The 12,580-nt window shown below is 71.8% G+C and carries 14 protein-coding genes; 7 read left to right on the top strand and 7 right to left on the bottom strand.

Features of this window, described 5'->3' with window-relative positions; genetic code table 11:
• Positions 1-128 precede the first annotated feature (128 nt).
• Genes PV963_RS07530 through PV963_RS07510 form a run of 5 tightly spaced genes read right to left on the bottom strand, consistent with a single transcriptional unit; the run spans position 129 to position 3,276 of the window.
• Positions 129-506 (bottom strand): ArsR/SmtB family transcription factor, encoded by a 378-nt coding sequence (locus tag PV963_RS07530; RefSeq protein WP_425540878.1) that lies wholly within the window; start codon positions 504-506, stop codon positions 129-131.
• Positions 493-900 (bottom strand): (2Fe-2S) ferredoxin domain-containing protein, encoded by a 408-nt coding sequence (locus PV963_RS07525; RefSeq protein ID WP_274814863.1) that lies wholly within the window; start codon positions 898-900, stop codon positions 493-495. The genes PV963_RS07530 and PV963_RS07525 overlap by 14 nt, the downstream gene beginning before the upstream one ends.
• The gene (locus tag PV963_RS07520; RefSeq protein ID WP_274814862.1) at positions 897-1,925 is read right to left on the bottom strand and encodes a WD40 repeat domain-containing protein; all 1,029 of its coding nucleotides are present in this window, start codon (positions 1,923-1,925) and stop codon (positions 897-899) included. The genes PV963_RS07525 and PV963_RS07520 overlap by 4 nt, the downstream gene beginning before the upstream one ends.
• Complete coding sequence (locus tag PV963_RS07515) at positions 1,922-2,938, bottom strand: CobW family GTP-binding protein (RefSeq protein WP_274814861.1); 1,017 nt, start codon at positions 2,936-2,938, stop codon at positions 1,922-1,924. The genes PV963_RS07520 and PV963_RS07515 overlap by 4 nt, the downstream gene beginning before the upstream one ends.
• An 8-nt stretch (positions 2,939-2,946) precedes the next feature.
• Entirely contained in the window at positions 2,947-3,276 is a 330-nt protein-coding gene (locus tag PV963_RS07510; protein ID WP_274814860.1) for a hypothetical protein, read from the bottom strand.
• Between the two features lie 107 nt (positions 3,277-3,383).
• Between PV963_RS07510 and PV963_RS07505 the strand changes: the two genes are divergently transcribed.
• The 6 genes from PV963_RS07505 (at position 3,384) to PV963_RS07480 (ending at position 10,691) form a co-directional block, all read left to right on the top strand.
• Entirely contained in the window at positions 3,384-4,028 is a 645-nt protein-coding gene (locus PV963_RS07505; protein WP_274814859.1) for a choice-of-anchor M domain-containing protein, read from the top strand.
• Positions 4,028-5,719 carry a choice-of-anchor M domain-containing protein gene (locus tag PV963_RS07500; RefSeq protein ID WP_274814858.1) on the top strand — a complete coding sequence of 564 codons (1,692 nt, stop codon included), beginning with the start codon at positions 4,028-4,030 and terminating at the stop codon, positions 5,717-5,719. Before PV963_RS07505 ends, PV963_RS07500 begins: the two co-directional genes overlap by 1 nt.
• Before the next feature lie 102 nt (positions 5,720-5,821).
• Positions 5,822-7,393, top strand: coding sequence for an anchored repeat ABC transporter, substrate-binding protein (locus PV963_RS07495; RefSeq protein WP_274814857.1), 1,572 nt, complete (start codon positions 5,822-5,824; stop codon positions 7,391-7,393).
• A 40-nt stretch (positions 7,394-7,433) separates the two neighbouring features.
• Complete coding sequence (locus PV963_RS07490) at positions 7,434-9,047, top strand: TIGR03773 family transporter-associated surface protein (protein ID WP_274814856.1); 1,614 nt, start codon at positions 7,434-7,436, stop codon at positions 9,045-9,047.
• Positions 9,040-9,813 (top strand): anchored repeat-type ABC transporter ATP-binding subunit, encoded by a 774-nt coding sequence (locus PV963_RS07485; RefSeq protein WP_274814855.1) that lies wholly within the window; start codon positions 9,040-9,042, stop codon positions 9,811-9,813. The genes PV963_RS07490 and PV963_RS07485 overlap by 8 nt, the downstream gene beginning before the upstream one ends.
• Positions 9,810-10,691: an anchored repeat-type ABC transporter permease subunit gene (locus PV963_RS07480; protein ID WP_274814854.1), complete on the top strand. Its 882-nt coding sequence runs from the start codon at positions 9,810-9,812 to the stop codon at positions 10,689-10,691. Before PV963_RS07485 ends, PV963_RS07480 begins: the two co-directional genes overlap by 4 nt.
• A gap of 43 nt (positions 10,692-10,734) precedes the next feature.
• Here PV963_RS07480 and PV963_RS07475 read toward each other — a convergent pair whose 3' ends face one another.
• Together PV963_RS07475 and PV963_RS07470 are read right to left on the bottom strand one after the other, a co-directional pair.
• The gene (locus tag PV963_RS07475) at positions 10,735-11,145 is read right to left on the bottom strand and encodes a hypothetical protein (protein ID WP_274814853.1); all 411 of its coding nucleotides are present in this window, start codon (positions 11,143-11,145) and stop codon (positions 10,735-10,737) included.
• Entirely contained in the window at positions 11,142-11,948 is an 807-nt protein-coding gene (locus PV963_RS07470) for a class I SAM-dependent methyltransferase (protein WP_274814852.1), read from the bottom strand. Before PV963_RS07470 ends, PV963_RS07475 begins: the two co-directional genes overlap by 4 nt.
• Before the next feature lie 221 nt (positions 11,949-12,169).
• On the opposite strand from PV963_RS07470, the gene PV963_RS07465 reads away from it, so the two are divergent.
• Positions 12,170-12,472 carry a hypothetical protein gene (locus tag PV963_RS07465; protein ID WP_274814851.1) on the top strand — a complete coding sequence of 101 codons (303 nt, stop codon included), beginning with the start codon at positions 12,170-12,172 and terminating at the stop codon, positions 12,470-12,472.
• Positions 12,473-12,580: the final 108 nt, after the last annotated feature.

Genomic DNA, 12,580 nt, shown 5'->3' with positions numbered 1-12,580 from the left:
CGGTGTCGTCGTCGAGGCCCGGGAGGGTGCCCGCGCTCTGTTCCAGCCATGCTCCACCGCGGCGAATCCGGAGACGGCGGCGATTTTCCCGGCCCGCTCCTCGACGGTCAGTCCGATGGATGTGCTGGTCAGCCGGGGTCCCGCACGCCGAGCCGTAGATGCTCGATGTGGTGGACCGCCTGGTCGAGGAGCTGCGCCACGTGGTCGTCGTAGAGGCGGTAGACGATACGGCGGCCGTCACGCTGCCCGGTGACCAGGCCCAGGGCGCGCAGCAGCCGCAGCTGGTGGGAGACCGCGGACTGCTCCATTCCCACGGCGGTGGCGAGTTCGGTGACCGAGTACGCGGACCGGCGCAGGGCGGTGAGGATCAGCAGTCGGGAGGGCGTGGCCAGCGCCTGGAGTGTGGCAGCGACCGAGACGGCGGTCGACTCGTCGAGGCGGGCGGCCGCGATGACGTCGCGGCCGCCCACGGCGTCGCCGGGAGGGACCGGATCACCGGCGTGCACGGAGCCGTGCCTCGCGCGGTGGGCGGATGAACTGCAGTTCCAGTGTGGCCGGGGGCTGCGCCGTCCCGGGACCGCCGTCGGCGGCCCAGCGCAGGACGTCGTCCGTGACGTCGTCGTCCATGGCGAAGCCGATCCAGGTCGCCCGGCCGCCGGCCCGGCGCCCGGCGGCGGAAGGCTGGACGACGATGACGTTGGCCTGGTCGCAGGGGCCGAGGCAGTCCGTCGTACGGGCCTGGAAGCCGTGCTCGGCCGCTGCGGCGCGCAGCCGGTCCAGCTGCCAGGAGTGGTCGGTGTCAGGATGCTTGCGCGGGTTGCCGCAGCAGCAGCCCCGGCAGACGACGAGCGTGCAGGGGCGTGCGCGCGCAGCGCCGACGGTCACCGAACGCGGGCTCACAGGGCGGTCCTGGAGGGCACCCCGTACGCCCGGACCCGGCCGTCCCGGTAGGCGGCGATCAGCAGGTGCGATCCGGCCCAGGCCAGCGCCGCGACGGCCGCGTCCCCAGTCGACTCGCGTGCGGGGCTCAGGAGTTGCTGCGGACGTCCGGCGGTCGCGTACCACAGCGCCACCGTGCCGTCGGCGCCGCCGCTGGCCAGGTGGCCTCCGTTGCCCGGACGCCAGGCCAGAGCCGTGACCGTCTCGTGGCAGCGCAGGGAGCGCGGTGCGGTGCCCGCCGGTCCCTTGCCGGAGAAGTCCCACACGGTCACGTCCGGTGCGCCGTCGGCTGCCAGCCAGAAGCCGGTGTCGTCGAAGGCGAGGCGGGAGACCTTCTCCCGATAGCCGGACATGGTCAGTTCTCCGCCGTCCCGGGTGCGCCATATGTGGATGGAGGCGTCCTGGTTGCCGCTGCAGATCCACTTCCCGGTGGGTGCGACGGCGAGCGCGAGGTGCGAGCCGACATAGGGGTACGTCACCACCGGCTTCGGCGTGTGCCGCTCGTGGCCGTGCACGGCGCCGTAGGCGGCCACCGCGAGCCGCCGCCCCTGCCGCATCCAGGCCAGGTCGGTGACCGTGGACGCGGCGGGGTCGGTGGACCACAACTCCTCGCCGTCCGCGTCCAGTACGAGGGCGCGCCGCCCGGAGGCCACGGCCAGCCGCCCGGGATCCGCCCAGGCCGCGGCCGCGGACCAGGCGCCGGACTCCCGTACCGTCGTACGGCCGTCCGCGCGCCGCCACAGGGCGTAGCCCATGGGACCGGTCACGGCCAAGTGCCCGGTGTCCGGGGCGAGGTCGACGCTCAGTGCCCCGCCGGGCAGTTCGAGTGCGCCCATCTCGGCCCCCGTCGCCGCGTCCAGCGCCCGGACGGTGCCCTCGGCGCCCGCCACGGCCGCCAGATCGCCGCGCGTGCTCAGTGCGACGGGCGCGTCGTCGACGGTGATGTCCCATGCGACGGTGAGGCCGGAGTCGACCGTGGTGCTCACGCCACCGCCCCCGCTGTGGCCAGGCACGCGGCGAAGTCGCGCTCCAGCGCCTGCCGGTCGAGGTTGCGGCCGATGAACACGAGCCGGTTGCGCCGCTCCTCGCCGTCCCGCCAGTCCCGCCCGAACTGCCCGTCCAGCAGCATGTGCACGCCCTGGAAGACGTACTGCTTCGGGGCGCCGGAGAGGGCGAGGATGCCCTTGGAGCGGAAGATGTCGATGCCCTTGGTGCGCAGCAGGGTGCCGAGCCAGGTGTTGAGCCTGTTCTCGTCGAGCTCGCCGGGCAGGTCGATGCCGACCGACGTGACGGTGGTGTCGTGCTGGTGCTCGGTCTCGGTCAGGAAGGAAGGGTCGTCGGCGAGGACCCGCTCCAAGTCGAACGCGCCGACGTCCAGCACCTGTCGGAGGTCGATCTCGGCGTGCCGGGCGGGGAAGATGCGCACGCCGGAGTTGATGGCCCGCACGCGGCGGACGACCTCCCCGACGGTTTCCTCGTCCGCGAGGTCGGTCTTGTTCAGCACCACCCGGTCGGCGAAGGCGATCTGTTCGACGGCTTCGTTCTCCACGCCCTCCGGCTTGACCTCGTCGAGGTGCTGGAGCACGTGGGCGGCGTCGACCAGGGTGACGATGGCGTCGAGGCGCAGCTGGGCGGCGATCTCGTCGTCCATGAAGAAGGTCTGGGCGACGGGGGCCGGGTCGGCGAGCCCGGTGGTCTCGATGAGAATGTGGTCGAACTTCTCGCGTCGGCGCATCAGCGCGCCGAGGATGCGGATGAGATCTCCTCGGACGGTGCAGCAGATGCAGCCGTTGTTCATCTCGAAGATCTCTTCCTCGGAGTCGAGGACGAGGGCGTCGTCGATGCCGACCTCACCGAACTCGTTCTCGATGACGGCGATCCGCAGGCCGTGGTGCTCGGTCAGGATGCGGTTGAGGAGGGTCGTCTTGCCCGAACCGAGGAAACCGGTCAGGACGGTGACGGGAACTCGTTCGTCACGAGATTCCGCGGTGGTGGTCAACGGGGCTCCTAGCTAGATGAAAATGAAAGCCATATCCATATGGACGATAGCTCATGTGTAGATGGGTTTGCGAGACCGAGGTGGATCGAGGTGCCCGGTCGCGCGGCGGCGATGCTGCTGGTGTCGTGCGGCAGGGCGGCCAGGACGGGGTTGATGGAGCCGCCGGCGCCCGCGACGAGGCCGGCGAGGTTGACGCCGACGGACAGGGTGTAGTTCTGCCGCACGACGCGCAGGGTGTGCCGACTGAGTTCGACGACGGCCGCGACCTGGCACGGGTCGTTCCCGGCGAGGGCGATGTCGGCAGCCGCGCCCGAGCTCCGCTGAATCGTCACCGGCACGCATCGCTCCAAGCGTCACCACAACTTCGTTGCCAAGCCTTCATGAAAATGATTATCGTCGTGACTCGTGCCCGAGGGGGCATGAACATGACCCATGGGGGTTTCTCTTGCGTACCCGCAGACGCCTGCTGACCGTCACCGGCATCGCCGCCGCCGCGTTCGCCACGGCCGGTCTCAACACCTCTGCCTTCGCGGCCACCACCCTCGGCAGCGGCCACGTCGACGTCCTCGACGCCGAGTGGGACGGCGCCGACCTGCACCTGCACGTCCACGACGAGGAGAACGCCACCGAGTACGAGCCGGCCGACGTGACGCTGTCGGTGCCGGCGGCGGCGAGGGTCGCCAACCCGGGCCTCGGTTTCCTCGGCTCGGGCAGCCGGATCTGGCTGCTGCCGGACACCGAGGCGGAGGCCGACGCGGCCGGGGTGCTGTTCCCCGGCATCTCCACCGAGCACCTCGCCACCGGCCTCTTCGCCAACAACACCGTCACGTACAGGCTCGTGAGCGCCACGCGCAACGGTGCCGCCACCGACGACTTCAGCGTCTATGACAGCAGCGGAACCCGCTGGTACGACAGCAACCCGAACACCGCCAACTTCAAGTCCCGCAGCTTCGGCGTGGGCACGCACAACCACGGCAACTGGGCCTTCGAGGAGGCCGGCACGTACCAGCTGACGTTCCGCGTCCAGGGGACGGTCGGCGGCGTGACGGAGTCCGCCACCGAGACGTACACCGTCGTCGTCAGCTCGTGATGCGAGCCCTGACGCGCGGAAGCAGACGCGCCTTCACCGCCGCGGCGCTGACCGCGGCGACCGCGGTGCTCGTGGGCGCGGCAGGGCTGGTCGCCGGCGGCAGCGGGGCAGCCCGCGCCGCCGGCGGTGCCGTCGTCCTCGACGAGGGCGAGTTCGACCTCACGCCCCGGCTGGTCGACGGCAAGCCGGAGTTGCAATTCGACGACCGCAGCGGGGACAAGGAGATCGCGCGCGACCCCTCCGAGGTCGTGGTGCACGCCGGACCGGCGACCAAGGAGTCCGTGATCTCACCGGCGTACCCGATCATCGGAGAGCTGGTCGACGCCTATTTCCTCAACGGCTGGCACAACGCGGGCCAGATCTTCGCCCCGGAACCCGGCTGGAACGGCACCGAGGCGGGCGGCGACACGGAGGTGAAGCTCTCGGGCTTCGAGGGCCCCGGGCGCTTCGCGCTCTACACCTACACCCGCGAGATGGACAACAGCGACGAGAGCGCGGTGCAGCACCTCAACAGCGGTGACAGCGCGCACAGTTCGTTCACCCTTACCGCAGACCAGGAACGGGCCGTACCCACCTGGGCGTTCACGGCGGAGGGCGTCTACCGGCTCACTCTCACCGTGACCGTCGGCGGCGCCAGTGACACCGAGGCCCTCGCCGTGGTCGTCGGGGACGACATCGACCCGGCCGAGGTACTGCCGGGCGACGGCACGAGCCCGGCGCCCGGCGACCCGACGGGCTCGGCCACGCCGTCGAACAGCACGACCCCGACCGCCACCGCACCCACCGCGCACGTCATCGACAACGGCCACATCGACCTCGCCGCCCGGCCGGTGGACGGCTCGCTGCAGTTCCAGATCAAGGAAGGCACGGCGTCCGACCACGAGTGGTACGAGCCGGACGAGGTCGTGCTGCATGTGAAGCCCGCGGCCAAGCGGCGGATCCCGGAGGAGCAGGAGTTCCTCGGGAAGGCCGGCGACCCCGTGTGGTGGCTGCCGCTGCAGCAGATCGACGGGCTGGTGTGGCCCGGCTGGAGCACCGAGGAGTACGCCAGGGCCGACATCGACGGAGACATCACCTACCGGCTCGACAAGGTCCAAGGGCCGGGCGCAGTGGCGGTGTTCAACTCGGACTCGTTCGGTTCCGTGGACGTCAGGCTCAACAGCGGCGACGGGCTGCCCGACGGCCTCCCGCACTCCGTCCACGCGCACAGCCACTGGAACTGGACCTTCACCAAGGAGGGCGTGTACCGCCTGACCTTCACCGTCGGCGCGACTCTCGCCGACGGCACCAAGGTCAGCGACACCGAGACCCTGGCGTGGGCGGTGGGTGACGTCGACCCGTCGACCGTGGCCCCGGGCGCGGGTGGCGAGCCCACGGCGAGCCCCACCGTCACCGCCTCGCCGTCCGGCACCGCCAGCGGCTCGCCGTCGGCCGCTCCTTCGGCTGATGTGTCGCCGTCCGCGACGGTGTCCGCCTCGTCGAGCGGCGGCGGAAGCGGGGCGGGTGGCTCGGGCGGCGGCAGCACCGGTTCGGCCGGCGGTTGGGTCGGCGGCTCGACCGGGAGCGTGAGCGGCGGCGGGCTCGCCGCGACAGGCGCGGGCGTGCTGGTGCCGTTCGCCGCGGCGGTGGCCGCGGTGGTCATGGGTGCGGCCGCCTTCCTCGCCGTACGCCGACGCCGTCGCGTCGGCTGACGCACCCGCGTGTGGCGGACCGGAGTCGTGGCAGCCCCCGGTCCGCCGCACGCGCCCATCGGCCCTGAACAGGGCACCCATGTCTGAAGAAGGAGGAGCCCCATGCGGGCCCCGAGACGAGCCCCCGAGCGGGCGCGCCTGCGCACGACGACCGCCCTGCGTACGACAGCCGCCCTGCTCGCGGCCACCACACTGCTCGCCGGGTGCGGCGGTGCGGGCGCGGGCGGGGACGGCGACAAGCTGACGGTGTCCACCACGACCGGGATCATCGCCGACCTGGTCCGCCAGGTCGGCGGCGACCGGGTCGAGGTCACCTCGATCGTGCCGCACCACGGCGACCCCCACTCGTACGAACCGAGCCCCGGCGACGCGGCCAAAGTCACCGAAGCCGACCTCGTCTTCAGCAACGGGCTGCTCCTCGAGGAGCCCGGGATCATGAAGATGGTCCACAGCAACGCCCGCAAGGGCACGCCCAAGGTGCCGATCAGCGAGAAGCTGGAGCAGTACGGCGGCACGGTCATCAAGCTGGAGGAGGACCTCGGCCTGGACGTGCTCTGGCTCGGCTGGGCGGTGGAGGGCAAGGTCGCCGGAGACGGGGCACAGGTCCGCATCACCGCCACGGAGTTGGAGGGGCCGGGCGATCTGCACGTCTACCTCACCGACACGCTCGGCACCCCGCGCAGCTACATCGACTCCGCCGACGGCCTGAACGCCAAGGACTCCTTCACCCTGCCGCCCGAGGCACACACCCACGTCAACTGGGTGTTCACCAAGCCCGGTACGTACAAGCTCGCTGTCCAAGGAGAGATCGAGTCCCTGGAGGGCGAGCGCACCGAGTCCGGCAGCGGGACCATCACGTTCGCGGTGGGCGGCATGGGCGACGCGGGCGCGGAGGGCAAGAAGCTGCTCGGCACCGGCCACGCCGACGTCGCGCTGAACGCCGAGAAGCACCGGTTGTCCGTACGGACGGACGACGAGAAGACCGGCAGCACGACGCATCACCGGGCGGACGAGGTCGCCCTGTCCGTACCGGACAAGGCGAAGGACAGCGTGCCGAAGGAGCAGGCGTACCGCTTCCTCGGCGCGCCCGGAGACGACATCTGGGTGCTGCCGCAGGCCGTCATCGGCAAGCACGTGCACGGCGAGATGGACCCGCACGCCTGGGCGGACGTCGCCAACGCGGAGGCGTACGTGCGGCGTATCGAGGCCGAGCTGATCAAGGCCGACCCGGACGGCCGCGAGGTGTACGAGCGCGGCGCCGGACAGTACCTGAAGCGGCTGGCCGCGCTGGACAAGGAGGTCGCGAGCACCCTCGCCACCATCCCCGAGGCCAACCGCAAGCTCATCACCACACACGACGCCTTCGGCTACCTCGCCAACGCGTACGGCATGGAGGTCGCGGGCTTCGTCGTCCCCGTGCCCAACCAGGAGCCGAGCGCGGCCGAGGTGGAGCAACTCGGCGACACCATCCAGGAGAAGAAGGTCCCGGCGGTCTTCCTGGAACCCAATCTCGCCGCCCGCGCCGACGTGCTGCGCCGGGTCGCCGAGGACGAGGGGGTCGGGATCTGCACGATCTACGGCGACTCCTTCGACGACAAGATCCACGACTACGTGGCGATGATGCGCCACAACGCCAAGGAGCTGGCCCGCTGCCTGGGCGGGGAGGGGAGTTGAACCCGATGAGGGGCACCGAAGGCAAGAGGGGCACAACGGCATGAGGGGCACAGCAGGCAGACGACAGCGGATCGCCGCCGCCGTGGCACTCGCCGCGGCTGGCGTGATGACCCTCGGTGCGGCCCCGGAACCGCGCGCGACCACGGCCGCCGGGCAGATCGTCCAGGACGGGCAGGGAGTCGCACTCGACGCGCAGGACCGGCCCGTCGAGGTCGACGACACCCACCGGACCGCCGTGCCGAACGACGAGACGTACCGCTTCCTCGGCGAACCGGGCATGCTGATCTGGGAGTTGGCGGACGCCCCCTGGGACACGACGCGGAAGGCCGCGGGCTCCGTGCGCCGGGCTCTCACCGGTGTGGAAGGCCCGGGCGCGCTGGTCGGGTACGACCTGAACGGGGACGGCGAACCGGTCCTGCGCTTCGACAGCAGGGACGTACGGCCGGACGGCCACGACCTGCCGGCCGGTACCGGTGAGGGCGGCACGCGGTGGGTGTTCGCCGCCCCGGGCACGTACACCCTCACCTTTGCCACCGGGACCGGGTCTGCCGACGGCGAGCAGCCGAGCAGCACCGAGGAGACGTACACGGTCCTCGTCGGCGACGAGGCCATCGAGCGGGCCACGCAGGAGCGCGCGGCCGAGGCGGAGGTGCCGCGAGAGACGCCGTCGGCCGCAAGCACCGGAAACCCGGACGCAGACGAACCGCCCGCTACGGCCCCGGATGCCGGGGCACGGGACTGGCCGGGGGTGCGGAAGCCCGCCGTGGCAGCCGCCCCGACGGACTCGGCGGACGCCACCGTGGTCAGCACGAAGAAGACACTCGACGAGGGGCACATCGACCTCGCCGCACGGGTCGTCGACCGGAAGATGCAGATCCACATCAAGGACGGCACCATCGCCGGGAAGACCACCTGGCGCGAACCCTCCTCCGTGGTCCTGCACGTCAAACCGGTCGCCAAGAAGACGATCCCGGCCAGTGACGACTTCGCCTTCCTCGGCAAGAAGGGCGACCCGGTCTGGCTGCTCGACCAGGTGCAGCAGGACGGCCTGCTGTGGCCCGGCTGGTCCACCGACAACATCGCCGCCGGAGCCACCAAGGGCGGCGTCGACTTCGCCCTGACCGAGGTGGACGGCCCCGGCAGCTACGCTCTCTACACCTACGACGGCCTGTCCGGCGCGACCGTCCTGTTCAACAGCAGGGACGGCGTACCGGACTCCTTCACAGTCCCGGCCAACTCACACGCACACGGGGGCTGGGCGTTCAGCGAGGAGGGCGTCTACCGGCTGACCTTCAGGATGAGCGGGACGCTCGCGAACGGTACGGAGGTCTCCGACACGGAGACGGTGACGTTCGCGGTCGGCGACACCGACCCCGGCAGCGTGGCGCCCGGCGACGGCTCGGGCAAGGGAGGCTCGGGGACCTCCGGCTCCTCGGACACGACAGGCTCGGGCTCCGCGGCCGACTCCGGCTCCGGTGCCGGTTCCGGTTCCGGCTCCACCGGCGGCACCTCGGCCGACGGCTCCGGCGACGGCTCGATGGCCTCCACCGGCGCCGGCCAGGCGCTGCTGCTGGGAACGGCGGCCGCCGCGTTCACCACCCTGGGTGCCGCAGCCGTGCTGGCCGCCCGACGCAGGAGGACCGCACGTGGCTGACCGACCGGCCGACGGCCCGGCAGACGGCATGGGGGCCCTGCTGAGGGTCACCGGCGCCACCGTCGTCCTCGGCGGGCGAACCGCCCTGGAGCGGGCCGACCTGTCCGTCGACGCGGGGGAGCTGGTCGGCCTCATCGGACCCAACGGTGCCGGCAAGACGACGTTGCTGCGGGCCGTGCTCGGGCTGGTCCCGCTGGCCGGGGGAGAGGTGGCAGTGGAGGGACGCGCCGGGCGCCGGGCCGGGCAGCGGATCGGGTACGTGCCCCAACGGCACGAGTTCGCCTGGGACTTCCCCATCGACATCACTGGAGCGGTCCTCACCGGCCGTACCCGGCAGATGGGCTGGCTGCGCCGCCCCGGCGCGGCGGACCGGGCGGCGGTGACCGAGGCGCTGGAGCTCACCGGGCTCGCCGACCTGCGCCGGCGCCCGATCGGGGAACTGTCCGGCGGTCAGCGGCAGCGGGTCCTGGTGGCCCGCGCCCTGGCCGCCGGCCCGCGCATCCTGCTCCTCGACGAGCCGTTCACCGGCGTCGACGTCCCCACCCAGGAGCTGTTGAACGAATTGTTCGGCCGGCTGGCCGCGGAAGGCAGGGCGCTGCTGATGACCACCCACGATCTGGCGGCCGCCGCCCGCACCTGCCACCGGGTGGCGCTGATCAACCGCACGGTCGTCGCCGAAGGCGGCCCCGAACTCCTCGCCGACCCCGACCAAATGCTGCGCGCCTTCGGGCTCGACCGCGCGATCGCAACGGTGAACGCGTCATGACCGGCCTGATCGCGTTCTTCACCGATCCCTGGCAACTGCCCTTCATGCAGCGGGCATTCGCCGTGGCGGCCATCATCGGCCTGGTGTGCGGCGTCGTCGGCGTGTACGTCGTGCTGCGCGGCATGGCGTTCATCGGCGACGCCGTCGCCCACTCGGCGTTCCCGGGCGTCGCGCTCGCCTACGCCTTCGAGGGCAACCTGCTCCTCGGCGGGGCGGCCGCCGGCATCACCACCGCGGTGCTGATCGCCTTCGTCTCCCAGAACCGGCGACTGAAGGAGGACACCGTCATCGGCGTCTTCTTCGCCTTCGCCTTCGGGCTCGGCATCGTGCTGGTGTCCACGCGCGACAGCTGGACGACTGACCTGTCGTCCTTCCTGTTCGGGCAGGTGCTGGCGGTGAGCGCGTCCGACGTATGGACCGTGACCGCCATCGGCGCCGTCCTGGTCCTGGTCGTACTGGCGATCGGCAAGGAACTGGTCGCCGTCAGCCTCGACCGCGAAACCGCACGCGCCGCGGGCCTGCCTGTGTTCCGCCTCGACCTGGCGCTCTACGTCGTCGTGACCACGACGATCGTGATGTCCCTGGAGGCGGTCGGCAACATCCTCGTCCTCGCCCTGCTCATCACCCCGGCCGCCACCGCCCGCATGCTCACCGAACGACTGTGGGCGATGACCCTGCTGGCCTCGCTCATCGGCTGCGCGGGCAGCGTCGCGGGCCTGTACGTCTCGTACACGTACGACCTGGCCGCCGGCGGCTCCGTCGTCGTGGTCCTCACCGGCCTGTTCGCCCTCACGTGGTGCCTGGCTCCCCGCCACGGGCTCCTCGCGAGGCTCGTCGGGCGAACGGACAGGGCCGCCCCCGTACCCGCCGGACGATGACACCACCCCGCCGGCCCCCGCCCTGACGACGGGCCCGTTGCCGCTACCGCTCCGAACGGCGGGACGGTCGTACGGCCAGCAGACGGCGCGGAGGGCGGCGCCCTTGGCGCAGGCCCTCCGTCAGCCAGCCGGCCAGGGCCTGAGACTGGTCCGGTTCCGTGAGCGGGCCGAAGGCCAGGGCGGGTCCGAGCGGCGTACGGTCCCGGGTGCACGGCTGGACCACCACACGGTGCCCGGCGCGCGGCACCTGGTTGCCCTCGTGGTGCGGGCAGTGCAGGTGCGGGCCCAGACAGCCGGTGGCGACCAGCAGCCCGCCCGGCACCTGCCGGGTAGCAGTACGCAGTGCTTCGAGGACGCGACCGTCCGCCGCGCCGCAACCGCCCTCGGCCCGGCAGATCGCGGCCGTGAAGCCCTCGGCCTGCCGAGCGGCGGTGTGAGAGGGCCGCTGGGTCATGCCACGGCCGTCCCGGTCAGGATCCGTACGTCCAGGTCCGTCACGCCGGATGCCTCCAGCGCGGCGGTGAAGTGGGCGCGCACGCGTTCCACCGCGGCGGGCGCGAGCCCGTCGAGCAGGGCGCGGGTGCCGCTGCCCACCGCCAGGTCCCAGGCGGTCGCGGGCGTCACAGGCACGGCCAGATCCCGGCGTACGACCCGGGCGTCGCTCAGCCCGAGGCCCTCCAGCCAGGCGGCGAGCGTGTCGGAGGTGTCGATCCGGGCCAGTTGGGCCGACTGCGACGAACCCGGCCATTCACGCTCCCTCTCGACGGCGCTCTTGAACGCCTGCCCCCAGCCGCCGAGCGCCCCCTTCTCCCATACGGTCACCGCGAGCCGCCCACCCGGTCGCAGAAGCCCGGCGAGCTTGGCGGTGTCGCGGTCCATGTCGGGGAAGAAGAACACGCCGAGGGCGCACTGCACCAGGTCGTAGCCGCCCTCGGGCGCCGCCCATGACGTCACGTCGTGCTGGTGGAACCGCAGGCCGGCCAGGCCCTCCTGCCCTGCGCGCCGCTCGCCGAGCGCGACGAGGGCACCGGAGAGGTCGACCGCGTCGACCAGCCCACCGGCGCCGACCGCACGGGCGGCGGGCAGCGCCGACGCCCCGGCCCCGCAGCAGGCATCGAGCACCCGTTCACCGAGGGCCGGGGCCGACACCTCCGCCGTGGCCTGCCCCACCCGGTCCCACAGCAGCGGCGACCAGCGGTGGAACTCCTCGGCACCTGCGCTGAACACCTCACCGATCGTCGCCTGTTGAGCGGTCACAAGCACTCCCAGAGAGTAAAACGATTGTCGTTGTCGTCAACCTAGCTTCCCGTAGTGCTCGCTGAACACCCTCGGGTGGGATCCGAGGAGTTGCGGTGATCCGCGTGTGAAACGTGGGGGGTGGCTCAGCGAACCATGCAGGGGTCGCTATATGTTGATGTCGCAATTCGTCGTCCGGGGCAGGTCCGCGGGCGGCCAGAAAGGCAAGCGAGGAGTCCCCCATGTCCACCGCCACCGACCACCGCACGCACGATGGGCACACGCACACCCACGGTGAGGGCTGCGGCCACGTCGCCTTCCCGCACGGCGATCACACCGACTACGCGCACGACGGCCACATCCACCGGGTCCACGGCGACCACGTCGACGAGTGCGTCCCTGCCGGTCATGCCGCCCACGACGCCCATGACCACCAGCACGGTGAGGGCTGCGGCCATGTCGCCGTGCCGCACGAGGACCACACCGACTACCTGCATGACGGTCACCGCCACGCCGCTCATGACGGGCACTGGGACGACCACTGACGGATCGTCCTCGAGGCCGACGGCCGCCCGACTTCCGGGGCGGCCGTCGGCCTCGCCTCCGTAGTGTCGTCTTGCAGGGGCTCGTCCTCGCACGGTGTGCGGGCGCGG

Source organism: Streptomyces coeruleorubidus, assembly GCF_028885415.1.
Taxonomy (GTDB): domain Bacteria; phylum Actinomycetota; class Actinomycetes; order Streptomycetales; family Streptomycetaceae; genus Streptomyces; species Streptomyces coeruleorubidus_A.
This window is presented reverse-complemented; position numbering and strand designations above follow the sequence as displayed.